Genomic DNA, 23,195 nt, shown 5'->3' on the forward strand with positions numbered 1-23,195 from the left:
CTTATTTTTCACCCTGCGCTCTGTTACCTAGCGATCGCGGTATCGTTCCCATTAGACATCTGGTGAAATGATATAAAGGCAAACAGCCGTACCCTGCGGGTTTCGCTTTAGCGGTACGCCCCTACTAGGGGTTTCGGGCAATGCAGATAAATCTTTAATTGCTGACTAGAATCTCTCCAGTCATACCGGCTTCTGTATGTCCTGGTATCGAACAGCGTAAACTGTAGTTTCCTGGTTTCAGCGATACAAACATCCATTCCGCCTCAGCACCTGGCTTCAGTTCTAGTTCGTGGATGGCTCCTTTAATTTCTACCTTGCTGGCTTCGACTTTTTGTGTCCAGATGCCATCTGCAAAATCTTTGGCAGTAAAGTAGTGTTTCAGTTGGCTAGGATTATTCAGCCGCAGTTGATAGCGTTTGCCAGCCACTAATTCTAAGTGATTTGGTTCAAACTTGAGTTCATTGGCAGCATTACTTAAACTAACTGTAATTTCTATGGCAGGTTGCTTGAGCAAACCACTAGAAGAATTTGCTGCCATCGCAGGAATAGCACCGATGAAACTCAGACACAGTGTCAAAGACAATATCAAAGATATACGTCTTAGTAGCTGCAACCAACTAATAGAAAATTGATATAAATAATTATAAGTAATCTGAACTAACCAGGTCATTGCTATCTGTAGTTCTACAAAAGTTAAGAGTAAGGTATGAGAGAAAATTTTTTACCTAGCCCATACACCTCTAATTATTCATTATCTAGTTGCATGTGTCTGTGTGGTTCAAAAGTTAATTTTTTGACAACTTAGAGCCGAAAATATTAATAAAAATACATGATAGTTGGAAAGGGCTAGTCCTATAAAAGTTGCCGCAGGTCTAGGCAGTTAGTTTATAGTTACCAATAGCCATCAAAAGTTAATCAGTTTTAATTTGATTGTCAATAACTTGTATTCGGACTTACATTTTATTTTAATACTGATACCTTCTTCAAGGAAGAGCAACCCATCAATTATTACCTTCGTTAGCTAGAAGAAAGAGCGATCGTATTCTTTTAGGATAGCCATACAAATCTAATAGTTTTGCTACATAAAACTTTCGCTTGCAAGACTAGAAAAGATTCTCTGAGTAACAATCAGCGACAAACACAACAGTGGAATCTCTACCAATTTGGATTTGGAGGATATGAGATGACTAACACAATTAACGGCGATCGCAACACTGGAACCAGTGACGACCTCTACGACCTAGTTAGCGTTCTTTACCACACTTTGGAAGGCGCTGCAACCTATGAAATTTACTACCAAGATGCAGAAGAAAACGGAGATACCGAACTTAGTGAGTTTTTCCGCGAAATTCAACAGCAAGAATGCCAATTTGCAGAGCGAGCAAAGGAACTGCTAGCACACCGTCTAGCTTTAACTGTCCGTAGTTAAACAGTAAAGGAAAATTTCTCTCAATATTGAGAGAAATTTATCAATTAAAGAAATTAACTTTTGATTACCTTCTCAGAGAAATAACTTCAAACTCAAAAGCAGCAATGAGACGGCCATCAATGTAAACTTGTGTTGTATAGTTACCACCCGGATCGCCAGGAGTGATTGTCCAAAAATTTTCAATCATGCCATTTGAGGTTGATTCTGTACGGTTGGTTACAGCTTCAATACCATCTTTAGATACTGAGAAGTTTTCACCATCATCTGTAGCCCAGGTTTCTGGACGTTTTGGCAATCGTAAAACTTCTCGCCATGTTACTTCACCCTTGTAATCCTTAAGTTGAATACGCCAGCCGTATTTGCCACCCTGGCTTAGTAGTATTCTGGTAGTGGGGGTAAAATTACTTGTACCATTTAAGCCAACTCTCAATACTCCGAACTCAGCTTTACTGACAGTAATCGCTTTAGTATTGCTTAACTGAGATATTGACTGAGAAGAAGCCATAGCATTGCCATTAAAAGCTAAAGTAGCATTAATTGGCTTAGAAATAGAAGCCATGACCCCAGCTAGTAGCCAAGAAGAAGTTAATACAACTGTCGCAGCCCACATTCTCATTAGCAAAATTTTTGGTCAGTTACTGGTACTTATTCAGGTATTCTGTCTTGACTTCCGGGTTGAAGAATGAGGATGAAATAAAAGACGCGGGGATGTGGCGAAACGGAGACGCGGGGACGCGGCGAAGGGGAGACGCGGAGAGAAGTCGTCAGGAGGGTTTCCTTCCAAGCGAACTTCGGGGGGTTCCCCCCGTTGAGCAAACTTCGGGGGATGCAATTTGAATGATTATTAGCTTACGGCCATAGTTGATGCTCTAGCTTTTATGCTTCATTTTTGATTTGCAAGTTGGCAGTTAAATTTTAAACACAAGGTAAACAAAGTAAAAATAAGTTTCTCGCATGAGAAATTCCATTTGAGCGCGAACACTGCGATAGCGGGTGGTAGGTGTGGGGGATGGATATGCATCCATTCCTAAATCTCGTGCCATTAATACAGCTCGTTTCAAGTGCAATGGATCGCTAACTATAAGAAACTTGGTTAATTTGTCAGTAGATGCTACTGAAAGAGCATTTTTTAGGTTTTGGTGAGTTGTGTGAGATGTAGTTTCTATGAGAATATCGGCTGGTTTTACCTGTCGGGCGATCGCATAGCGTTTACCAACAATCGCTTCGGCGGGTTCATTGGTTTCGCCAACTCCGCCAGTAAAAATAATGGTGTTAACCTGACCATTTTTATATAGATTAATGGCGTGGTTGATGCGTTCTCGGAAAACAGGAGATGGTTCTTCTCCCCAAACTGCTGCCCCTAAAACAATTGCTGCTTCTGCCTTGATATTACGATCGCTGTTGCCGTAAGCATAGATACTCAATGCTGTAGATGCGATCGCCAGCATTAAGGCAGACATTAAAGCCAGTATTGCCAGCACGAGCCATTGTTTTTTAATTTTGTCGTGGGACACGTTCTGCAATAATATGAGCGTTTGGCAACCCAATCCCCAATCCCTTTTACTCTCTTTGTTCGCTATTTAGGGCTAGTTGAATAGCAAAACAGGTACGATTTGACCCGCTTTCAACCTCTATTGTTCCTCCTAAATGTTTTGTAAGTTTTTCTACTAGTGCCAGTCCTAATCCTGTGCCGCCCTGCTTCCAGGGGTCGTTGCTGGGAATACGGTAAAATTTCTCGAAAATCCGCGATAATTCCGAACTAGGAATTTCCACACCAGAATTAATTACTTGAAACTGGATGTTGTGACCTTTTTGTTGAGCGGAAATGGTGATTTCTGCATCTGGAGGGCTAAATTTACAGGCATTGGTAAGCAATTCTATCAAGATGCGTTCTAAACTGTATGGATCGCAGGCGATAGGAGGAAGATTCGGGGCTATGCTGAGGCGTAACTTTTGTTTACAGGAATTGCTATTGCGTGCTTTAAATAACTCTACTACCCGCCACAGCCATTGCTGTACTTGAATTGTTTCCAGCACCCAAGGTTTAGCACTGCTATCTAGTCGTTGCAAATCCAGGAAGTTATTAATTAAGTTGATTTCGCGATCGCACTCTTTGTCTAAAATTTCAAAATAGCGAGCCGTTTTTGAGCGTTCTGCTGCTGGCTTTGCCATTTGGGCTAAAAAGTTCTGCTCTTGATGCAGTGAAATTCCCAGCATCTGAATCGCCATTTTCATATTAGTTAATGGCGTGCGTAGCTCGTGAGAAACCATACTGAGAAATTCTTCTTTGAGGCGATTTAGGCTTTCCATTTCCTCTAATCGCGCTTGTGCTGCTTGTTGACTTTGTTTGAGAGCAACTTCTGCTAATTTACGCTCTGTAATGTCAACACAGCAACCAATATAACCAGCGAATTTGCCACTGGGTGTAAACCTAGGGATGCCAGTATCTAAGAGCCAACGATAATCACCGTTATGTCGCTTGAGGCGATACTCTATCTCAAATTTTACTCGTGCGTGGAAAGCACAATCATAATTTTCTTGGCAGAAATTCCGCTCTTGCGGATGCACTCCTTCCAACCAGCCCCAACCTTGCTGTTCCTCCAAGCTGCGTCCTGTAAAATTTAGCCAAGACTTATTAAAAAAGGTAAATAGTCCGTCACATCCTGCCATCCACAACATTACTGGTGCGCTATTGGCTAGGGTTTGAAAGCGTTGTTCGCTTTCTTCTAAAGCATCTTCCGCCTGTTTGCGAGCCGTAATGTCTTCACATACCATGAGTATGACAGGACTTTTCTGAGAACATTGTGAAGCAGGAGTTTCCGCAGTTGTCAGCGAAACGCTTTCCCGTTCAACAACACAGTCGTTTTCGTACTGCTTTGCGATACCTGAACAATAGGATAGAGTAGCAAGTGTGCGTTGGCTTTCCTCCACTAGAAAAGACTCGTCTTTACTAGGCAAGATCCGCACCAAGACTTTTACCCATGCAATATTACTGGTAGGGCAATCTAAACGAAACTCTCCAACAGCTGCGTGAGGTGAAATTTTTAATAAACTTTTAAATAACTCGCAGAGTCTTTGTTGGTCTGAGCGAGCGAACAAGCTAAAGACAGGCTGTTGGATCAATTGTTCCGATGTGTAACCAAGAAGATTTGCACCAAACTGGTTTACAGACGCAATTATTCCTGTCTCATCTAAGCTGAAATACACAGCGGGAGTGTTTTCATACAGCCTGCGATACCATTGGAGTTCCTCTTGGGTACGACGCAGTTTCTCTGCTGTTGCCAATTCTAAATCGGAGTTTCTTTCGGGCACAAGTTCTAAGCGTGCAGGTTTTGCCAACAAGATGTCCTGTTGTTGGCGCGTTTGATGCCAGAGCGATAGTTGATTGCGGCTCATAAAACTTAAACTTGCACCCAAAGGCTAATGTTGATTGAGCGGTAATAAAAAAAGAGTATTATACTGCTTTTCATTCCCTTTTTGTTAAATAATCAAAATAAAAACTTAAAGGAGTTGGGAATGTTGAATTCTTTCTCCCTAGTCCCCAGTTACAGCAGAAGTTTGAGTTCGGATGGAGTCAGGTCGCGCCACTGACCTAGTTGGAGATTGTCTAAGTCAAGATGGGCTATGCTTGCCCTGATTAATCGTAAAGTTGGAAATCCCACAGCCGCAGTCATTCGCCGCACCTGACGATTCTTGCCTTCAGTCAAGGTCATTTCTAACCATGCTGTAGGGACATTTTTACGAAATCTAATTGGTGGATCGCGATCGCATACAGGTGGTTCTTCTGGCAATAGCCTGACTTGGGCTGGTCGAGTCCGGTAATTTTGAATTTCCACACCTGTTTGCAACTTGTTTATAGCATCTATATTAGGAATCCGCTCTACTTGTACCCAATAAGTTCGTTTATGACCAAAACGCGGATTGGCAAGGCGATGTTGCAATTGTCCATCATTCGTCAACAACAATAATCCTTCACTGTCCCAATCCAAGCGCCCTACAGGATAGACATCGGGTACATCAATATAGTCTTTGAGAGTGCGATGCTTAGGCGTTTCTTGAGTAAATTGACTGAGAACGCCGTAGGGTTTATGAAAAATAATATACCTATTCGTCATTAGTCAGTTGTCAGTGGTCAGTTGTCGTAGAGACGCGATTAATCGCGTCTCTACAAGAGTCCAAAAGCAGGAGGCATGAGTAATTATTAATTATTATTTATTGTCTCCCTCATCCCCCTCATCCCCCTCATCCCTTTTGCTTGCGCCATTTTTAGCCTAAAATACATTTATACTAATCCGTAGCTCAGTTTTTTAATTACGAACTACGAATTACGAATTACGAATTAAAGCCAAAGTTCTATGACTCTTGCTAAATCTTCTGAACTAGGCATTACTCATCTTCCAGACCATACTGAATTACCAGAGTCAGATGGAACCTTTGTCAGCCAGTCGCTTGCGGGGGTTCCCCCCGTTGTGCGAACTGGCGCGAAAAACTTTCAAGAACATCCTCAAAGTCTCCTTCTGACCGACTCTATTACAAGTGCCTTACAGCAACTACATCCCGATAATCAATACTGCATTGGGCAAGATAGCGGTATTTACTGGCGTTTGACTGAACCACCAGAAAGAGGCGCTGAAGCACCTGATTGGTTTTATGTGCCTAATGTACCACCAATGTTAAATGGCACTATTCTATTCTGCCGCTGGGCGTTGAATTAGGTATTTGGCAAGGGCAGTATAACAATCTTGAAGCCCCTTGGTTACGCTGGTGGGATGCACAAGGGAATCTTTTATTGAGTAGTGATGAAAAATCTCAACAATTAGCATCTCAGTTAGAAGAAGTATCATCACAGTTAGAACAAGAACAGCAACGAGCCGAACGCTTGGCAGAACGCTTACGTCAAATGGGAGTTGACCCCGATCGATTGTAAAAGGAGAGCGATCGCAAGACTCAGAAAAAACAGCTTAACACCCACATCCTCAGGAATTGTTAACTACCTTGCTCGCAACCATAACCAAGGTGCTACAATCACATCCATGCTAGGGGTGCCTAAAATTTCAGGCTGAGATCACACCCTTAACACCTGAGTCTGGGTAATACCAGCGGAGGGAAGCTGTTTATTGAGGAATTAAATATGCGGACAGAATGGGTTGCCAAGCGGCGTGGGCAGAGTAATGTTACTCAAATGCATTATGCACGCCAAGGTGTTATCACTGAAGAAATGCACTACGTCGCCCAGCGGGAAAATCTTCCTGCCGATCTCATTCGTGAGGAAGTGGCGCGGGGGCGAATGATTATCCCAGCAAACATTAATCACACTAATTTAGAGCCGATGTGCATTGGCATTGCCTCTAAATGTAAGGTAAATGCTAATATCGGCGCTTCGCCTAACTCCTCTCATCTCCAAGAAGAAGTCGATAAGCTGAAACTGGCGGTGAAGTACGGTGCTGATACTGTGATGGACTTGTCCACAGGTGGCGGTAACTTGGATGAAATTCGCACCGCCATCATTCAGGCTTCGCCAGTTCCCATTGGTACAGTGCCAGTTTACCAAGCTTTAGAAAGTGTCCACGGCACAATTGAGAAGCTAACTGCTGATGATTTTCTCCATGTCATTGAAAAGCACGCGCAGCAAGGGGTAGATTATCAAACTATTCACGCTGGGATTTTGATAGAGCATTTGCCCTTAGTAAGAAGCCGGATTACTGGAATTGTCTCGCGCGGTGGCGGTATCCTAGCGCGATGGATGTTGCATCACCACAAACAAAACCCGCTTTACACCCACTTCCGCGACATTATTGAGATTTTCAAGAAGTACGATGTCTCCTTCAGTTTGGGTGATTCCTTGCGTCCTGGCTGTACTCATGATGCCTCAGATGCCGCACAATTAGCTGAACTCAAAACCCTCGGACAGCTGACTCGCAAAGCTTGGGAAGATAACGTGCAGGTGATGGTAGAAGGCCCCGGACACGTGCCAATGGATCAAATTGAGTTTAACGTCCGCAAGCAGATGGAAGAGTGTTCGGAAGCTCCTTTCTATGTGCTGGGGCCATTGGTGACGGATATTGCTCCTGGTTACGATCACATTACTTCAGCTATTGGGGCTGCGATGGCTGGATGGTATGGTACTGCAATGCTGTGCTATGTAACACCTAAAGAACATTTAGGATTACCCAATGCTGAAGATGTACGCAATGGGTTGATTGCTTACAAGATTGCAGCACATGCGGCGGATATTGCAAGACATCGACCTGGGGCGAGAGACAGAGATGATGAACTCTCTCGCGCTCGTTATAACTTTGACTGGAATCGTCAGTTTGAATTAGCCCTCGACCCGGAAAGAGCTAAGGAATATCACGATGAAACTCTACCAGCAGATATTTATAAAACTGCTGAATTTTGTTCTATGTGCGGGCCAAAGTTCTGTCCGATGCAAACCAAAGTTGACGCTGATGCGCTAACAGAACTAGAGAAGTTCTTGGCGAAGGATAAGGAAGTGGTGACGCAAAGTTAATCAAATAGCCCTAATATCATGTCCAGCTAAATAGTTTGATAGGGTGCGTTACGGATGGCAGTCCTAACGCACCGTAAATCTTTGGTGGTGCGTTACGCTGGCGCGATAGCACACTAGCTAGTTAGGTCTAGGTCGGGTTGAACAAAGTGGAACCCAACCTACCACTAATGCAACATTTTAGTCTTGCTACGCCTAATCCCCAATCCCTAATCCCTTTTACAATTAAGGCTTTGGCTTATGAGTCGAAGCAACGTGCAACTCTTTCAACTGCTTGGCATCTACTCCTGAAGGTGCATCCGTCAACAAACAACGTGCTTGTTGCGTTTTCGGAAAAGCAATCACATCCCGAATAGATTCTTCTTTGGCTAGCAGCATCACCAAGCGATCTAAACCGTAGGCAATGCCACCGTGCGGTGGCGTACCGTATTCAAACGCTTCTAAAAGAAAGCCAAATTTACTCTGTGCTTCTTCGGGTGATAAACCTATAGCTTCAAACACCTGCTGTTGAATTTCCCGTTGATAAATCCGCAGACTGCCGCCGCCAACTTCCACGCCGTTGAATACTAAATCGTAAGCTTGGGCGCGTGCTGTCTTCAAGTCGTCCAAATCGTCAGGATGCGGCGCTGTAAACGGGTGGTGTAGTGCTTCTAGCCGCTTTTCGTCAGCATTCCACTCGAACATGGGGAATTCGGTAATCCACAGCAAGTTAATTTTATCTGGATCGATTAACCCAAACTCTTTGGCAATAACTTGCCGCAGTCTGTCTAAAGTTTTATTCACGGTTGCAGCATCACCAGCCCCAAACAGTAGCAAATGACCAGCTTTTGCACCCGTTCGCCGCAAAATTTCTTGTTTTTGTTCAACGCTGAGGTTGTCTTTAATTGCGCCAATGGTGTCAATTTCCCCATCATCCCGGACGCGGATATAAGCTAAACCTTTAGCGCCGGCTTCACTCGCTTCTTTGAATAAATCGCCGCCTGGTTTAATTCGCACGTTAGAAATGGCATCATTACCGTTAGGAATGGGTAGAATTTTGACAATGCCACCATTGGCCACAGCATCTCGAAAGACTTTGAAACCAGAGTCTTTTAAGATATCTGAAACGTTGACCAGTTCTAAACCATAGCGAGTATCTGGTTTATCGCTACCGTAACGTTCCATCGCCTCGGCATAAGTAAGACGAGGAAAAGGATGGTACAATTCAACGCCTTTAACAATTTTGAAGATATGAGATACTAATTTCTCATTGAGTTTAATGATTTCTTCTTCGGACATGAAGCTCATTTCCATGTCCAACTGAGTAAATTCTGGCTGTCTGTCGGCGCGCAAATCTTCATCGCGGAAGCAACGAGCAATCTGATAATATCTGTCCATACCGGATACCATCAGTATTTGTTTGAATAGCTGTGGCGATTGCGGCAAGGCAAACCACTCACCAGGATTGACACGACTGGGTAAGATATAATCTCTTGCGCCTTCTGGGGTGGAACGAGTTAAAACTGGGGTTTCGACTTCGATAAAACCTTCTACATCTTCTAAATAGCGACGCATGGCTTTGACAATTTGATGCCGTAGTTGTAAGTTACGCGCCATCCGTTCTCGCCGCAAATCTAAATAACGATATTTCAAGCGTGCGTCTTCCCGCACTGTTTCAGTGTCAGCTGTGGAAACTTGGAAAGGTAATTGCTTGCGGACGGCGTTGAGCAATGTAATTTTATCAGCATAAATTTCTACTTCCCCTGTAGGTATGCGGGGATTTAGAGATTCGTCGGGGCGTTGTGTGACTCTACCAGTGATTTCGACAACGTATTCATTGCGTAGAGCGTTTGCCTGCTCGTAAGAGTCTGGGGTGCGTTGCGGATCGCTGACAATTTGGACAATGCCAGAGCGATCGCGTAAATCTAAAAATATCACGCCCCCATGATCGCGGCGACGGTCTACCCATCCATATAAGGTAACAGTTTCTCCAATATGTTCTTTTCGGAGTTCGCCGCAATAATAAGTTCGCATAGTGTATTAATTGTGTTCTTCCGGGCTAGATGGGCAAGAAAAGGTCAAAGCTTTCCCATTATCTAGCATCAATAGTATCTAATTGAAGAGAAGATAACATAATCTCGGTTAATAAATAGAGAAACTTATGATAGTGCAAGGGTAAGTTTTATCTATTTTTACAATAGTTCCCTGAATTCCTCACGGCTGAATTGACAGTCACGGCTATAAATATGAACAAGAAGAAGAAAAGCTATGACACAGACAGCAGCAATTACAGAAGCGATTACCAGCTTAACAGATGCCCAAACCCGATTTAGTTTAGTCCGAATTGAAAACGAGCAGTTTTTCCCAGAGTGGTATGAGGAATTACCTGAAATTACTGAAGCGGAAAAAACCTCTTTGGATGTACTGCGGCGCAGATATCTGTATCACCGTGGCGAAGGTGATTTGTTAGAAGGGACAGTGATGTTGTTGGTGGTATCTCCTTTACTAGCGCTAGCAGGATTTTACGATCCTCCTTTTAAAATTGCGGCAGAATCTTCAGTGGAGTTGGTATTGAATGATGGAGAAGAAGTGCTGCGCGGACGGATTGATGTTTTGGTGTTGCAAAAGCAGTTTTGGGTTGTGGTGTTAGAGTCGAAAAAAACTACACTTTCAGTTTGGTCGGCTTTGCCACAAGCACTAGCTTATTTGATGGCTAACCCCCACCCCGACCGACCTGTATTTGGTATGTTGACGAATGGAGACGATATTCTATTTATCAAATTAACGCAAACACCTACTCCTCAATACGACCTGTCGCGGGTGTTTGCTTTGTTTACATCTACTAGAGAAGTGTATGAAATATTGCAAATTTTGAAACGTATCGGTCAAGCGATCGCACCAAAATAATTTGTCATAACACTTAATGACTCAGTAACGTAAAATACCAATTTATGAGGCAATTCAGCAAAACTAATTTTGTTTTATCGTGAAGATGACACAACCAGTAAATTGAAAGGAGATAAATAATCATACATAAATTTGCTGGGCAAAAGGTGTCGGAAATTCTCAAATACAAAAGGGGAAGTATCAAACAAGCCCCACTTACAGAAGGATCGCCTAATTGGGATGAATTTAGTGAAATGTATTGGGAGGAAATTGAAGCAGGTGTAGAAGCCAATCAACCAGGTTTTAAAGTTGTTCGTAAGTTGTTAAGTGATAAGAGGTTTGACAAATGAAAAGTCATGGATTTGGCAAACTAGTTAACTTTCTCAATCAATTGGAACAAGAACGAATTAATTATACTTTGGCTCATCATCGTGATGAAACTATTATGGTGAGTGTGGCTGTGCCTGGGGAACGGTGGGAAGTTGAATTTTTTGAGGATGGTTTAGTAGAGGTAGAACGATTTACTAGTCGTGGAGAAATTACTGGAGAAGAAGTTTTGAGCGAGTTATTTTCGTTATATTCAGAACCAGAGGGTAATTCGGCTGAATTTAGTCAAAACACTAAGTTGGCAAGCACAACTTGATAGCCTTATTTTCTCTTGCTAGGTAGAGGTAGGGTGCGCGTTACCCTTAAAAAAGTATATTTTATAACAAAATAAACTTATAGGGCAATGCTCACCTTATAGGCTTTTATGACGAGGTAGACCGCTTCCGTCACGAGCGAGACCGCTTCCGTCACGAGCGAGACCGCTTTCATCACGAGTGAGACCGCTTTCATCACGAGTGAGACCGCTTTGGTCACGAGTGAGATCGCTTCTGTCACGAGTGAGATCGCTTTCATCACGAGTAAGACCACTTCCATTACGAGGTAGACCGCTTTCATCACGAGTAAGACCACTTCTGTCACGAGTGAGATCGCTTTGGTCACGAATGAGATCGCTTTCATCGCGAGTGAGACCGCTACAGCTACAACATTAATAACTACAGCTTAAGTAAAATTAGATCAACTTCAATATTGCTGATGATACCTTAAGTATTTAAAGGTAAGAGTGCAGAGTTATGCTCTTATACTGTCTATTGGTTTTTTGTATTTATAGCCGTCGCCAGTAGTGTTAGGACATCAACAGACAATCAAATCTAGACACAAAAAGAGTTTTTACCCAGTCCTCAGTCCCCAGTCCCCAGCTATATTTAGCCAAAATCTGGAGAATTGCCCAGCAAAGTTGTATAAAATCTCTGTAAAAACCTCTTGCTGACGCAATTATGCCGCCAGACTACTCCGGTCAAAATCTCCGAGGTCGCTCTTTTAAAGGTAAAAACCTAACTGGGGCAAACTTTAGCAAGGCAGATATCAGAGGGGCAAACTTTACTAACACTATTCTCAAAGATGCAAACTTCACAGGTGCTAAGGCTGGACTACAAAAGCGTTGGACTGTTGGGTTGCTCATAGTATCATTGCTGCTGTCGGGAGTATCAGGGCTTTTCTCAATTATTGTTGGTGTATTGGTAGCATATGTTTTTGATACTAAAGACACTGCAAATGTAGTTATCGCGATAGTTTCCCTAATTGTACTGCTGGTTTTTTGTATTATTACCATTCGTAAGGGTTTAACAGCAGGTTTAGGATCCATAGCCGGAGCCTTCGCCGTAGCCGTAGCCGTAGCTGTAGCCTTCGCCGTAGCCGGAGCCTTCGCCGCAGCCGCAGCCGTAGCCGCAGTCGCAGCCTTCGCCGTAGCCGGAGCCTTCGCCGTAGCCGGAGCCTTCGCCGTAGCCGGAGCCTTCGCCTTCGCCGTAGCCGGAGCCTTCGCCTTCGCCGGAGCGTTTGTATTATTTAGTGCTTACATTGGCTGGCGTAGTCTAGCAGGGGATGAAAAAGATGCTTGGCTTCGCTCATTTGCTATTGCCTTTGCTGCGACAGGTGGTACAAGTTTTTATAATGCTGATTTAACTGATGCTGATTTCACTGGTGCAATTCTAAAAAATACAGATTTTAGAAAGGCCAACTTAACACGCACTCGTTTTTATGAAGCTAAAAAGTTAGACTTTGCTAGAGTAGACAACTCGATATTAGTTAATCGGGGTGTTCTCAATTTGCTAGTAACTGGCAATGGTAGAGGAAAATCTTATGCTGGTGCTAACCTAAAAGGCGCAAACCTCATCGGTGCAGATTTAAAAGAAGCGAATCTCAAAGATGTTGATATTACAGAAGCCACCTTCCAAGGCGCTTGTTTAGAGTGGGTAAATTTAACTCTAGCTCAGGCTGTTGGTACTAACTTCACCAGCGCCCAAATGACTGGTGCTTGTGTGGAAGCGTGGAATATTGAAAGTACAACTAAATTAGATAATGTAGATTGTCGCTTTATCTATCTTCTCGAAAACCCCAAGCTTGGAACCGATGACCGCGAACGCCGTCCCAGTAGTGGGGAATTTCAACCAGGAGAATTTACCAAACTATTTGAAGAAGTTTTAAATACTGTTGATTTGATTTTCCGCAATGGCATTGATTGGAAAGCTTTTGTTAACGCCTTCCAAAAAGTGCAAGATCAAAATGAAGACACAGAATTATCTTTACAGAGTATTGAGAATAAAGGTGATGGCGTTGTAGTCGTTAAGGTCGCCGTCTCTGATGATGCTGATAAAGAAAAGATTCATAGCGATTTTACACAAAATTATCAACTAGCATTGCAAGCTGTAGAAGAAAAATATAAATCACAATTACAAGCTAAAGATGAGCAGATAATTATCTATCGCCAACAAAGTGGAGAGATGGCAGAGATTGTAAAATTATTAGCTAATAAACCTATTAATGTTCAAGTTGACAATAAAGTAGAGAATAAAAATATGACTAACAGTAGTGATGCCAGCCGCAAAATTGAAATTGGCAGTGTCGGCAGAGACTTTAATGCCAGTGGACAAGCTTTGAATTTGGGCGACATCAGCGGTACGGTAACAAACACCATCAACCAGTTACCAACTTCTCCCGAACCAGATAAACCGGGAATTAAGGAATTATTAACGCAATTGCAAACAGTGATTGAGGATGATACAAACTTAAATCAAGAAGATAAAGCCGAGGCGTTAGAACAAGTAAAAACCCTAGCAGAAGCGGGTAAAAATCCTCAAGAAGGAACAATGCAAAAGACCGCGAAAACAGCAATGAAGATTTTAAAAGGCACGATCGCTAGTTTACCCACTACAGCAACATTGGTTGAAGCTGGTAGCAAACTTTTACCATTGATTTCTAAGTTGCTGGGTTTAGGATAAGCTGTTTTCAATTAAGTTCAAAGCACAAAGGGCGCAAAATATTGCGCCCTTTTTAAATATTTCACTTTTTATCTACTTTGATTGATGGCGCGGGCCGTTGAAGGCTTCCCAGGCGGCTCTAGCAGCATTTTGTAACCGTGCACCGAAGTCTGCTACTTCTTTCATCAACAAGTGCCAGTTTTTTTCAGTTTCGTCCTGAAATACTACCCAAGTATAGTCTAAGCGATCGCCTGTAATTAGTTTTTCTCCTTCTACCGCTTTCCTGGCTCGACGCACGGCATTCAAATAGGTTTCGCGGGTTAATTTACCTGCTGAATTTGCCTCAGTTTGTGCCCGTCTTCTTAGCGCTTCGATTAACGCTTTTGTTTCGCGCTTCACTTCATCAGTTTCGCCAGCCATTTCGGCTTCTACAAGCGCGTCAGTTTGAGAACTTATTTCTACAATTGTTGTAGATTCAACGGATTCAATTATTGTAGTTTCGATTGGTTCGATGTTGTTAGCAGTCATAGTTGAAAAATCCTTAATTGCTATCTTTCTATCGAATCAGAACCGCACCCTATATAGCCATTAATCATTGGTGATTGCATAATGGCTAATAACAAAAACTTAATAAACTCTAGTAGGTAGTTGTTGCTCTAGTTTCAGCAATTGTTCAATTCGCGCCTCTGTAGGAGGATGGCTAGAGAACAAATTGCCTAAAAATTGTCCAGAGATGGGATGAATAATTAATAACGGCTCAAAAGCTGGGTTAGCATTCAAAGGCATTTGTCGTGCTGTCGCTTCTAACCTTTGTAAAGCACGAGCCAAAGCACGAGGATTACCAGTTAATCTCGCAGAACCAGCATCAGCAGAAAATTCCCGCGTGCGCGAGATAGCCAGCTGAATAATTGTGGCAGCTAAGGGTGCAAGTATTACTGTTAACAACACACCTAAAGGATTAGTACCTCTATTGTCATTGCGCGAACCTACACCACCAAACCATAAGCTGTAACTAACCATTTGCGCTAGAAATGATATTGCCCCAGCAACCGTAGCAGCAACAGCTTGCGTTAAGGTGTCACGATTAATAATATGGGTCAATTCGTGAGCAATAACGCCTTCTAATTCGTCTGTTGGCAATATATTCAAAATACCTTCGGTGACAGCAACAGCAGCATGTTCTGGATCGCGTCCCGTAGCAAAAGCGTTAGCAGTTTGACCGGGAACTATATAAACTTTTGGCATCGGGATATTAGCGCGTTGAGATAATTTCTGCACTATTCGATAAAGTTCCGGCGCTTCTACCTCACTCACAGGTTGAGCGCGATACGCTGCCAAGGCAATTTTATCTGATTGATACCAAGAAAATAGGTTTGTTAGTGCTGCTAGACCAATTCCAATAATCAAACCACTACTACCACCAATTACCCAATAACTAATTGCGATTAAAAGTCCACTTAACGCAGCTAGTAAAGCAGCTGTTTTTAATTGATTTCCCATATTTTCGCTCTCCTGCTAATGCTGTATTAATTTTTGTAAGTTTTTCTAGACAACAGCATCACTTAAGCCGCACTTTGATTGTATCTAGCTAAACTTGGATATATAGTGTAGAAAACCTGTCAGATAAGTACGGTTTTCCTACTAAGGAAGTAGTAATATCATCAAATTCACATAATTAAGAATATTTACTATTTGAAATATTAATTAACAATTTAAACATTAGACATAAACAGCAAAATTTCACATCTATCTTTGGCTATATATTTTGAACTATTGAGAGAGTGCGATCGCTTGACTTGTACATACCCAATGGAGTTGAATCGCTCAAGGGGACAGTTTTATTAAAAACAGAATATGCTACAACAAGCAGAAATCCGCATTCCAATCGCTATTAGTTTAGGTGCGATCGCAGGTGCTTTAAGTCGTTATTATCTAACAGTCTGGTTTGCTGAACGATTCGGCACTAGTTTTCCCTATGGCACTTTTTTCATTAATCTCAGCGGTTGTTTAGGTATGGGATTTTTCGCCACATTAGTAGTAGAAAAAATTGAGATTATTTCCCCAGAAATCCGATTTATGGTAGCCACAGGTTTTTTAGGAGCATATACAACTTTCTCTACCTACGGTTTGGATACCATTGTTTTATTGCGTGGTGGCACTTGGTTATCTGCAACTACTTATTGGGCTGGTAGTGCCATACTCGGAATCATTTGCGTTCAATTAGGCATGATTCTCGCCAGATTCTGGAGATAAGCTAATCTGCCTATAAGTTGTCTCTTTGCCCCTCTCCTGCCTGCTTCAAAGAATTACAATAATATTGAGCTTTTTTAACTTTCAATTTCTAAGGTTTGAGCCATGTTTGCTCTAGTTTCACCTGAGAAAATTCAGCTACCTGGGGGAGCGGTTGTTAGGTTGCCTGCAACCTGGGAAGATTATCAGGGTTTGTGTCAGCAACGAGGCGATAGTTCTATTCCCCGTATCAAGTACCGAGATGGAGAAGTCCTGCTCATGTCGGCTCTTCCCAAACATGGACGCGATGCTCATTTAATTGCAAATATTATTACAACCCTACTAGATTATCTTGGACGGGAATACGATGCTTTTACTCCTGTAACTATGGAATTACCAGAAGAGAGTGGAATCGAACCAGACTATTGTTTTTATATAAATAGTTGGGAAGCTGTCTCTGGTAAAGAGCGAATTGACTGGAGTATCGATCCTCCTCCTGATTTAGTATTAGAAATTGATGTCACAAGCTATTCTGATGTGAACGATTACCTTCCTTATCAAGTGCCAGAAGTTTGGCTGTTTCGTAAAAAACAACTATCTGTTTATCAGTTGCAGGGTACAGAATACCTCGCTCAAACTCAAAGCCAATATTTTCCAGATATAGATATTCAAGATATAGTTGCTAAGTGTTTTGAAGTTGCTTATAAGCGAAATACCAGTGCTGCGATTCGGGAATTAAAACAGCGCTTACAGGGTTTATTAAGCAATTAAATCATATTGCCATAGCAAAGTGCTGAGTGCTGAGTTAAGCATTAATTTTTAACGACTTTTAATGTTTTGAAGCTTGGATCTACACAACCACTAATAAATCCACCCATTGCTTGAATTTGTCGCAGATATTCTAAAGCTGTTTTAGTAATTAATTCTCCTGGCATCAAAACAGGAATACCCGGAGGATAAGGACAGACTATTTCAGCACAGATGCGATCGCTTGTGTATTCCAGTGATAAAGTCTCACTAGCAGCAAAAAAAGCCTCACGCGGTGAAAGCCTCGATTCATCATTTTTAGTCTGGGTAGGCAAGCTAAGTTTGTGTAGTGGCAACTTGAGTAGTAAGGAATACTTATCAGCTATTGTGGTAAAACCTTGTATTAATTGCTTAATATCTGCTTGAGTGTTGCCTAAACTAATAATAAAAGTGACATTTTGCAATGAGGAAAATTCAGCAGTAACACCTATTTCTTCTAGAATTTCCTCGGCTTCAAATCCGCTTAAACCCAAGTGATACACATTAACAGTTAACCTTGTTCTATCTAAAGCCACAAAGCCAGGTGAGAATTTTTGTTTTGCAGGTATCTCTAAAACAGCCAATCCGGAAATTTGGCTGATTTTGGTTCTCGCTTCTTCTGCAAGTTGCAAAGTCCGAGACATCAAATCTTTCCCATGCACTGCCATTTGCTGACGCGCAGCATCTAGGGAAGCTAAAAGTAAATAACTAGGGCTAGTAGACTGCACGAGTTGTAAAGCTTTACTCACTCGCTGATAATCTATCCTGTTTCCTTGGACGTGTAGCATTGATGCCTGTGTGATTGCAGCGAGTACCTTGTGGGTGGATTGTACTGTTAAATCTGCACCTGCGGCTAAAGCTGGAGTCGGCAATTCAGGATGAAAAGCAAAGTGTGCGCCGTGGGCCTCGTCTACAAGTAAAGGAATATTGTATTGATGAGTAATGTGAGCGATCGCTGCTAAATCTCCACAAACGCCATAATATGTTGGGTAAACTGTCAACACTGCTTTAGCATCTGGATGCTGTTGCAGAGCAAATTGTACGGCATTGGGCGTGATACTGTGGGCAATATCTAAAACAGAGTCATATTCAGGATTGATAAAAATTGGTACAGCACCGGAGAGAATTAAACCAGCGATCGCAGAAGAATGTACATTCCGAGGCAGAATAATTTTATCGCCCGTGCCACAGGTAGCGAGAATAGCGGCTTCAATGCCACAAGTAGAACCATTAACAAGAAACCATGTTTGGGAAGCACCAAACGCCTCAGCAGCTAATTCTTGTGCTTCTTGAATAACGCCTTGGGGTGCAAAAAGATTATCTAACTCTGCTAACTCCGTCAAATCAGCTTGAAACACAGCTTTCCCTAGTAAATCAGTTAAGGGTTGAGAAATTCCCTTGCCTCGCTTGTGTCCTGGAGTGTAGAAAGGAGCATGGGAAGTTGCCACACAGGCTTTTAAGGCATTTACTAGGGGTGTATGATTTTGATTGAGCATGAAGCAGATAAGACTATTTTAGATTTTGGTAACTAAGCTATCAAGCCTGTTTTATTTCCCAATTCTGAATTCTGACCAAGCCCCGTTGGGGCGGGGTGTGGGGTGTGGGGTATTGGGTGTGAGGAAAGAAATAGCCCCAACAACCCCAGGGATACAAGCCCCGTTTTTTCAAGACGATAGCATTGGACGGGGCTTGAAACCCCGACCAATGCTATTTCCCCTACACCCCACCCCCTACCGCCCACACCCTCTTCGTGACTCCTGAATTCTGCTGTATAAACTTAACATCATCTTAATCTCTACTTGATTCTGAGATAGTAGGTTCCTTTTGTTTGGTTGAGCAAGCTAGACAGTCAATTCAAACCATTGAACCTCTGAAAGTTTGCCAACCACATCGACATCTCAGTAAGGGTGAATATGGAATTTATGGATTGCGGTTTGCTATCAAAGCGTTGCAGACGGCGGAATTTTTTGCTGGGTGCAGGATTTTTCACAGGGTTAACAGTGGCTAGCCAAGGACTGCCAGCATTAGCAAAACCGAGATTTTCTGACTATCCATTTAAACTTGGTGTAGCTTCTGGCGATCCGTTACCCGATGGTATTGTTTTATGGACGCGGCTAGCTCCCGATCCACTTTATGGTGGTGGAATGCCACTCAGAAATGTCGTAGTGCGGTGGCAAATTGCCCTTGACGAAAACATGAGAAAGGTTGTGCAACGCGGGACAGTGCTAGCGACTCCAGCATTAGCACACTCGGTACACGTTGATGTGCGCGGACTAGAACCCGATCGCTGGTACTGGTATCAATTTAAAGTTGGCAGTGAAGATAGCCCCATTGGCCGAACTCGTACAGCTGGAACATTTAATAATGCCATTAAGCAACTTAACTTTGCCTTTGTCTCTTGCCAAGACTGGCAAAACGGGTATTACACAGCTTATCGCCACATAGCTGATGAAGAACTCGACCTTGTTGTGCATCTGGGTGACTACATTTACGAGTACGGGCCGCAATCCGGCGGGCCGCGTCAGCATAACAGTCCCGAAATCGTAACTCTCCAAGACTACCGCGATCGCCACGCACTTTACAAAACCGATCCAAATCTGCAAGCCGCTCATGCTGCCTTTCCTTGGATAGTCACTTGGGACGATCATGAAGTTGACAACAACTATGCCAACTTGACACCCGAAGATAACCAAAGCCAACAAGCATTTGTAACTCGCCGAGCTAATGCTTACCAAGCCTACTACGAACATATGCCGTTGCGTCAGTCTTCGCTACCCAAAGGCCCAAACGCGCAACTGTATCGGCGGTTGACTTTCGGTAACTTAGCTGAGTTCCACGTACTGGACACCCGCCAATACCGCACCGACCAACCTTGTAATGACGGACTCAAACCTCGGTGTAGCCGAGCCTTTGACAAAAATGCTACTATGACAGGCCAAGAGCAAGAACAGTGGTTATTTCAGGGATTAGATAAATCGCGATCGCGCTGGAACGTCATTGCTCAACAAACCATGTTAGCTGAATACGATTTTGATGGTCGTCCAGATATTGGACTATTTAACATGGATCAATGGGACGGTTATGTAGCTGCACGCGATCGCTTGTTGAGTTTTCTCAAGCAAAGGCAACCTACTAACCCAGTTGTAATTAGCGGAGACATCCATTCCAGTTGGGTACATGACTTAAAAGTTGACTTCAATAACCCAGCCTCAGCGACAGTTGGTACTGAGTTTGTCGGAACTTCAATTACCTCCGATTTTCCAACCTCATTCATCGCCCCAGTTCAAGCTGCACTCAGCGATAATCCCCACACCAAATTCTTCGACGGTGCTTTTCGGGGCTACGTCCGCTGCAAACTGACTCCAGAACGTTGGCAAAGTGACTACCGCGCTGTGTCTAGCATCATTGACCCAAATGCCTCTATCAGTACCCTAGCTTCGTTTGTTGTGCAAAACGGGCAAGCAGGCGCACAGCGAGTGTAATTAAATCTCAAAAGTAATAAACCGAACCCTCCAGATTCTATTTGGGGGGTTATTTTTAACTAATGACCACTGATTCTTGTACAGACAAGGGTTAATTGCGTCTCTACGACAACTGACCACTGACCACTGACCACTGGCGATCGCAATAGCGCTAAATTATTAAGCAAAGTGTGGTTGAGTATCGCTACTTAGGGAGATGTCAGCAGTTTTAGTTATCATCTAGCTTGAGAAAGTCAAATAATTCAATCGGGTTTACCATGATTTATCCAAAGGCTATTTCCATACCAGAACCACAGATTCCCAATCCCGAACCAAACCCCCTACCCAGTCCCGAACCTATACCTGGCCCAAGAATTCCCCAACCAGTTCCTGGGCCTGTACCAGAACCAGTACCGGGGCCAATTCCCCAGCCGGTTCCAGGGCCAATTCCCCAGCCAGTACCGGGGCCAATTCCCCAGCCAATTCCCGAACCGATTTAAATTATCTTTGTAGTTGAATCCAAAATCTAAAATCCAAAATGCTAAGAGCCGGAATTGTCGGACTACCCAACGTCGGAAAATCTACTTTATTTAATGCCGTAGTTGCTAACGCCAAAGCAGAAGCAGCTAACTTCCCTTTTTGCACGATTGAACCGAATGTCGGCGTTGTCGCAGTACCGGATGAGCGGTTAAATGTACTTTCGCAAATTTCCGGTTCGGCACAAATTATCCCGGCGCGTGTCGAGTTTGTCGATATCGCCGGCTTGGTTAAAGGTGCAAGTCAGGGTGAGGGATTAGGAAATCAATTTCTATCCCACATCCGGGAAGTTGATGCTATTGTGCATGTGGTGCGTTGTTTTGAAAATGACGATATTATTCATGTTGCCGGTTCTGTTGACCCAGCGCGAGACATTGAAATCATTAATTTAGAGCTAGGTTTAGCAGATTTGGCACAAATTGAGCGGCGAATTGACCGCACTCGCAAACAAGCTCGTACCAGTAAAGATGCACAATTTGAAGTAACAGTATTAGAAAAATTAGCTGCTGCTTTAAATGAAGGTAAATCGGTGCGTCAGGTGAGTTTGACAGAAGAAGAAGCAGAAATTATTAAAGGACTAGGACTGCTTACCAATAAACCAATTATCTATGCTGCCAACGTCTCTGAGGATGAGTTGGCAACAGGTAATGCATTTGTAGAACAAGTTCGGCAAATTGCTTCTCAAGAAAATGCTCAAGTTGTTATCGTTTCTGCCCAAGTCGAAGCTGAATTAGTAGAATTACCTGAAGAAGATAAAGCTGATTTTTTGGCATCGTTGGGTGTAGAAGAAGGCGGTTTGAAATCTTTGATTAGCGCTACCTATACTCTTTTAGGTTTGCGGACATACTTCACCAGTGGGCCTAAAGAAACCCGCGCTTGGACGATTCATGCAGGAATGTCTGCACCTCAAGCAGCAGGTGTAATTCACAGTGACTTTGAACGGGGATTTATTCGCGCTGAAACCGTTGCTTACAATGATTTAGTTGCAAATGGCTCTTTGAATGGTGCGAAAGAGAAAGGGTTAGTTCGCAGTGAAGGTAAAGAGTATGTCGTACAGGAAGGCGATGTAATGTTATTCCGATTTAACGTTTAGGTTTAGTAACCCACAGACGCAGATGAGGGCAGAGGGGCAAAGGAGCGGAGGGGAATAAAAACTATATAGAAATATACTCTTTTCTCCCCCTGCTCCCCCTGCTCCCCCTGCTTTAGCAATGCCATTCATCCTACGATCGCAAATAGCTAGCTCCATTCACATCGACAATTGCACCTGTGAGAAACTCAGCGCCTTCAGAAGCAAGGAAGAGAATTGTATCTGCCACTTCCTCTGGACTGGCTACACGATTTAAAGGACTTTGCTGGCGAATCGCTTCACCCGTAGGACTTTCTAAAACTGCACGCGTCATATCAGTTTCTACCCAACCAGGAGCTACAGCAGTTACAAAAATGTTATGGGGAGCTAGATGAAGTGCTAGAGACTGGCTAAAAGTATTAAGACCAGCTTTACTAGCTCCATAAGCTGTGGCTATTGGCTCTCCTCGAAATGCACCGCGCGAAGTCACATTAATAATTCGTCCGCTACGGCGTTCTATCATGTGTCGAGCAACACAGTAGGAAACATTGACTGCACCTAGCAAATTCACACCAATTGTTTGTTGCCAAGCTGCTTGCCAGTCCTGATAACTAATCTGGTTTAAAGGATGTTCCTGATAGATGCCAGCATTATTCACTAAGATATCTATGTGTCCTAACTGGGCGATCGCTTGGTTTACCATTTGTTCTATGGCAACAGGATTAGCCAAATCGGCCTGCACCAAAACATGACCCTTGCCTGCCAAAGATTCCCAAACCTGTTGAGCTGTTTCTTTTTGCTGATGGTAATGAACTGCCACACGAGCATCGGCTTGGGCGAAAGCAGTGGCTACCGCTTGTCCTATCCCCCGCGAAGCACCAGTAACCAGTACAGTTTTTCCAGGAAAATTGAAGTTGAGCATAAATAAATTTATATACCCTCCGAGGATTCACAGCCAAGGAGGGCGATCGCCAATATGAAATATATAGGCAAATTCTGCGTCAAACTT

At 43.1% G+C, this 23,195-nt stretch carries 23 protein-coding genes, 1 pseudogene and 1 riboswitch; of the genes and pseudogenes, 13 read left to right on the plus strand and 11 right to left on the minus strand.

The genetic code is table 11. The features are described from left to right. Window positions 1-154: 154 nt before the first annotated feature. Entirely contained in the window at window positions 155-670 is a 516-nt protein-coding gene (locus tag I8752_RS23405; RefSeq protein ID WP_214434649.1) for a cupredoxin domain-containing protein, read from the minus strand. A gap of 513 nt (window positions 671-1,183) precedes the next feature. Here I8752_RS23405 and I8752_RS23410 point away from each other — a divergent pair. After that, window positions 1,184-1,429 carry a hypothetical protein gene (locus tag I8752_RS23410; RefSeq protein ID WP_225895858.1) on the plus strand — a complete coding sequence of 82 codons (246 nt, stop codon included), beginning with the start codon at window positions 1,184-1,186 and terminating at the stop codon, window positions 1,427-1,429. Window positions 1,430-1,493: 64 nt separating this feature from the next. Here I8752_RS23410 and I8752_RS23415 read toward each other — a convergent pair whose 3' ends face one another. After that, entirely contained in the window at window positions 1,494-2,045 is a 552-nt protein-coding gene (locus tag I8752_RS23415) for a hypothetical protein (RefSeq protein ID WP_214434650.1), read from the minus strand. Between I8752_RS23415 and I8752_RS38150 the strand changes: the two genes are divergently transcribed. After that, the gene (locus I8752_RS38150; protein WP_263985991.1) at window positions 1,987-2,115 is read left to right on the plus strand and encodes a hypothetical protein; all 129 of its coding nucleotides are present in this window, start codon (window positions 1,987-1,989) and stop codon (window positions 2,113-2,115) included. The genes I8752_RS23415 and I8752_RS38150 overlap by 59 nt on opposite strands. A 222-nt stretch (window positions 2,116-2,337) precedes the next feature. Here I8752_RS38150 and I8752_RS23420 read toward each other — a convergent pair whose 3' ends face one another. From I8752_RS23420 to I8752_RS23435, 3 genes are all read right to left on the minus strand, one after another. Beyond that, the gene (locus I8752_RS23420; RefSeq protein ID WP_214434713.1) at window positions 2,338-2,889 is read right to left on the minus strand and encodes a YdcF family protein; all 552 of its coding nucleotides are present in this window, start codon (window positions 2,887-2,889) and stop codon (window positions 2,338-2,340) included. Between the two features lie 100 nt (window positions 2,890-2,989). After that, window positions 2,990-4,825, minus strand: coding sequence for a sensor histidine kinase (locus I8752_RS23425; RefSeq protein ID WP_225895859.1), 1,836 nt, complete (start codon window positions 4,823-4,825; stop codon window positions 2,990-2,992). Window positions 4,826-4,974: 149 nt separating this feature from the next. Beyond that, on the minus strand, window positions 4,975-5,544 hold the full coding sequence (locus I8752_RS23435) for an rRNA large subunit pseudouridine synthase E (RefSeq protein WP_214434651.1): 570 nt from the start codon (window positions 5,542-5,544) through the stop codon (window positions 4,975-4,977). A gap of 240 nt (window positions 5,545-5,784) precedes the next feature. On the opposite strand from I8752_RS23435, the pseudogene I8752_RS23440 reads away from it, so the two are divergent. After that, window positions 5,785-6,356: pseudogene (locus tag I8752_RS23440) on the plus strand (hypothetical protein). A 101-nt stretch (window positions 6,357-6,457) separates the two neighbouring features. Next, window positions 6,458-6,554: riboswitch (TPP riboswitch) on the plus strand. 6 nt (window positions 6,555-6,560) lie between these two features. Further along, window positions 6,561-7,940, plus strand: a complete 1,380-nt coding sequence (thiC, locus tag I8752_RS23445) for a phosphomethylpyrimidine synthase (protein ID WP_214434652.1) — start codon at window positions 6,561-6,563, stop codon at window positions 7,938-7,940. A gap of 222 nt (window positions 7,941-8,162) precedes the next feature. On the opposite strand, the gene aspS is transcribed toward thiC, so the two are convergent. Beyond that, a complete protein-coding gene (gene aspS / locus I8752_RS23450) occupies window positions 8,163-9,950 on the minus strand; it encodes an aspartate--tRNA ligase (RefSeq protein ID WP_214434653.1) in 1,788 nt (595 codons plus the stop codon). Between the two features lie 234 nt (window positions 9,951-10,184). Here aspS and I8752_RS23455 point away from each other — a divergent pair, with 234 nt between their 5' ends. The 3 genes from I8752_RS23455 (at window position 10,185) to I8752_RS23465 (ending at window position 11,445) form a co-directional block, all read left to right on the plus strand. After that, window positions 10,185-10,823 carry a type I restriction endonuclease gene (locus I8752_RS23455; RefSeq protein ID WP_214434654.1) on the plus strand — a complete coding sequence of 213 codons (639 nt, stop codon included), beginning with the start codon at window positions 10,185-10,187 and terminating at the stop codon, window positions 10,821-10,823. A 146-nt stretch (window positions 10,824-10,969) separates the two neighbouring features. Beyond that, the gene (locus tag I8752_RS23460) at window positions 10,970-11,152 is read left to right on the plus strand and encodes a hypothetical protein (protein ID WP_214434655.1); all 183 of its coding nucleotides are present in this window, start codon (window positions 10,970-10,972) and stop codon (window positions 11,150-11,152) included. Next, window positions 11,149-11,445 (plus strand): hypothetical protein, encoded by a 297-nt coding sequence (locus I8752_RS23465; protein WP_214434656.1) that lies wholly within the window; start codon window positions 11,149-11,151, stop codon window positions 11,443-11,445. The genes I8752_RS23460 and I8752_RS23465 overlap by 4 nt, the downstream gene beginning before the upstream one ends. Window positions 11,446-11,522: 77 nt before the next feature. On the opposite strand, the gene I8752_RS23470 is transcribed toward I8752_RS23465, so the two are convergent. Next, window positions 11,523-11,789, minus strand: a complete 267-nt coding sequence (locus tag I8752_RS23470; protein WP_214434657.1) for a hypothetical protein — start codon at window positions 11,787-11,789, stop codon at window positions 11,523-11,525. A 335-nt stretch (window positions 11,790-12,124) separates the two neighbouring features. On the opposite strand from I8752_RS23470, the gene I8752_RS23475 reads away from it, so the two are divergent. Beyond that, on the plus strand, window positions 12,125-14,125 hold the full coding sequence (locus I8752_RS23475; RefSeq protein ID WP_214434658.1) for a pentapeptide repeat-containing protein: 2,001 nt from the start codon (window positions 12,125-12,127) through the stop codon (window positions 14,123-14,125). A 72-nt stretch (window positions 14,126-14,197) separates the two neighbouring features. Here I8752_RS23475 and I8752_RS23480 read toward each other — a convergent pair whose 3' ends face one another. Next, window positions 14,198-14,632, minus strand: a complete 435-nt coding sequence (locus I8752_RS23480) for a hypothetical protein (protein ID WP_214434659.1) — start codon at window positions 14,630-14,632, stop codon at window positions 14,198-14,200. A gap of 99 nt (window positions 14,633-14,731) precedes the next feature. Further along, window positions 14,732-15,604, minus strand: a complete 873-nt coding sequence (locus I8752_RS23485; protein ID WP_214434660.1) for a zinc metalloprotease HtpX — start codon at window positions 15,602-15,604, stop codon at window positions 14,732-14,734. Between the two features lie 354 nt (window positions 15,605-15,958). On the opposite strand from I8752_RS23485, the gene crcB reads away from it, so the two are divergent. Together crcB and I8752_RS23495 are read left to right on the plus strand one after the other, a co-directional pair. Beyond that, entirely contained in the window at window positions 15,959-16,357 is a 399-nt protein-coding gene (gene crcB, locus I8752_RS23490) for a fluoride efflux transporter CrcB (protein WP_214434661.1), read from the plus strand. A 102-nt stretch (window positions 16,358-16,459) separates the two neighbouring features. Next, a complete protein-coding gene (locus tag I8752_RS23495; RefSeq protein WP_214434662.1) occupies window positions 16,460-17,104 on the plus strand; it encodes a Uma2 family endonuclease in 645 nt (214 codons plus the stop codon). Window positions 17,105-17,145: 41 nt separating this feature from the next. Here the strand turns inward: I8752_RS23495 and I8752_RS23500 are convergent, their stop codons facing one another. Continuing rightward, window positions 17,146-18,615: an aminotransferase class I/II-fold pyridoxal phosphate-dependent enzyme gene (locus I8752_RS23500; protein ID WP_214434663.1), complete on the minus strand. Its 1,470-nt coding sequence runs from the start codon at window positions 18,613-18,615 to the stop codon at window positions 17,146-17,148. A gap of 417 nt (window positions 18,616-19,032) precedes the next feature. On the opposite strand from I8752_RS23500, the gene I8752_RS23505 reads away from it, so the two are divergent. The 3 genes from I8752_RS23505 (at window position 19,033) to ychF (ending at window position 22,210) form a co-directional block, all read left to right on the plus strand. Then, the gene (locus I8752_RS23505; RefSeq protein WP_214434664.1) at window positions 19,033-20,601 is read left to right on the plus strand and encodes an alkaline phosphatase D family protein; all 1,569 of its coding nucleotides are present in this window, start codon (window positions 19,033-19,035) and stop codon (window positions 20,599-20,601) included. A 257-nt stretch (window positions 20,602-20,858) separates the two neighbouring features. Beyond that, the gene (locus tag I8752_RS23510; protein ID WP_214434665.1) at window positions 20,859-21,080 is read left to right on the plus strand and encodes a hypothetical protein; all 222 of its coding nucleotides are present in this window, start codon (window positions 20,859-20,861) and stop codon (window positions 21,078-21,080) included. Window positions 21,081-21,118: 38 nt separating this feature from the next. Next, on the plus strand, window positions 21,119-22,210 hold the full coding sequence (ychF, locus tag I8752_RS23515) for a redox-regulated ATPase YchF (protein ID WP_214434666.1): 1,092 nt from the start codon (window positions 21,119-21,121) through the stop codon (window positions 22,208-22,210). Window positions 22,211-22,340: 130 nt separating this feature from the next. Here the strand turns inward: ychF and I8752_RS23520 are convergent, their stop codons facing one another. Next, window positions 22,341-23,108, minus strand: a complete 768-nt coding sequence (locus I8752_RS23520; protein ID WP_214434667.1) for an SDR family NAD(P)-dependent oxidoreductase — start codon at window positions 23,106-23,108, stop codon at window positions 22,341-22,343. Window positions 23,109-23,195 lie beyond the last annotated feature (87 nt).

The sequence above is a fragment of the Dendronalium phyllosphericum CENA369 genome, assembly GCF_016056275.1.
In the GTDB taxonomy this organism is placed as follows: domain Bacteria; phylum Cyanobacteriota; class Cyanobacteriia; order Cyanobacteriales; family Nostocaceae; genus Dendronalium; species Dendronalium phyllosphericum.

Excerpts from the sequence above, each read along its gene's own strand:
- I8752_RS23455 (WP_214434654.1), top strand. The coding sequence starts at position 10,185 with ATGACACAGACAGCAGCAATTACAGAAGCGATTACCAGCTTAACAGAT.
- I8752_RS23495 (WP_214434662.1), top strand. The coding sequence starts at position 16,460 with ATGTTTGCTCTAGTTTCACCTGAGAAAATTCAGCTACCTGGGGGAGCG.
- crcB (WP_214434661.1), top strand. The coding sequence starts at position 15,959 with ATGCTACAACAAGCAGAAATCCGCATTCCAATCGCTATTAGTTTAGGT.
- I8752_RS23415 (WP_214434650.1), bottom strand. The coding sequence starts at position 2,045 with ATGAGAATGTGGGCTGCGACAGTTGTATTAACTTCTTCTTGGCTACTA.
- I8752_RS23505 (WP_214434664.1), top strand. The coding sequence starts at position 19,033 with ATGGAATTTATGGATTGCGGTTTGCTATCAAAGCGTTGCAGACGGCGG.
- I8752_RS23520 (WP_214434667.1), bottom strand. The coding sequence starts at position 23,108 with ATGCTCAACTTCAATTTTCCTGGAAAAACTGTACTGGTTACTGGTGCT.
- I8752_RS23465 (WP_214434656.1), top strand. The coding sequence starts at position 11,149 with ATGAAAAGTCATGGATTTGGCAAACTAGTTAACTTTCTCAATCAATTG.
- I8752_RS23485 (WP_214434660.1), bottom strand. The coding sequence starts at position 15,604 with ATGGGAAATCAATTAAAAACAGCTGCTTTACTAGCTGCGTTAAGTGGA.
- I8752_RS23405 (WP_214434649.1), bottom strand. The coding sequence starts at position 670 with ATGACCTGGTTAGTTCAGATTACTTATAATTATTTATATCAATTTTCT.
- I8752_RS23435 (WP_214434651.1), bottom strand. The coding sequence starts at position 5,544 with ATGACGAATAGGTATATTATTTTTCATAAACCCTACGGCGTTCTCAGT.
- I8752_RS23510 (WP_214434665.1), top strand. The coding sequence starts at position 20,859 with ATGATTTATCCAAAGGCTATTTCCATACCAGAACCACAGATTCCCAAT.
- I8752_RS38150 (WP_263985991.1), top strand. The coding sequence starts at position 1,987 with ATGACCCCAGCTAGTAGCCAAGAAGAAGTTAATACAACTGTCGCAGCC.
- aspS (WP_214434653.1), bottom strand. The coding sequence starts at position 9,950 with ATGCGAACTTATTATTGCGGCGAACTCCGAAAAGAACATATTGGAGAA.
- ychF (WP_214434666.1), top strand. The coding sequence starts at position 21,119 with ATGCTAAGAGCCGGAATTGTCGGACTACCCAACGTCGGAAAATCTACT.
- I8752_RS23480 (WP_214434659.1), bottom strand. The coding sequence starts at position 14,632 with ATGACTGCTAACAACATCGAACCAATCGAAACTACAATAATTGAATCC.
- I8752_RS23500 (WP_214434663.1), bottom strand. The coding sequence starts at position 18,615 with ATGCTCAATCAAAATCATACACCCCTAGTAAATGCCTTAAAAGCCTGT.
- I8752_RS23475 (WP_214434658.1), top strand. The coding sequence starts at position 12,125 with ATGCCGCCAGACTACTCCGGTCAAAATCTCCGAGGTCGCTCTTTTAAA.
- thiC (WP_214434652.1), top strand. The coding sequence starts at position 6,561 with ATGCGGACAGAATGGGTTGCCAAGCGGCGTGGGCAGAGTAATGTTACT.
- I8752_RS23425 (WP_225895859.1), bottom strand. The coding sequence starts at position 4,825 with ATGAGCCGCAATCAACTATCGCTCTGGCATCAAACGCGCCAACAACAG.
- I8752_RS23410 (WP_225895858.1), top strand. The coding sequence starts at position 1,184 with ATGACTAACACAATTAACGGCGATCGCAACACTGGAACCAGTGACGAC.
- I8752_RS23420 (WP_214434713.1), bottom strand. The coding sequence starts at position 2,889 with ATGTCTGCCTTAATGCTGGCGATCGCATCTACAGCATTGAGTATCTAT.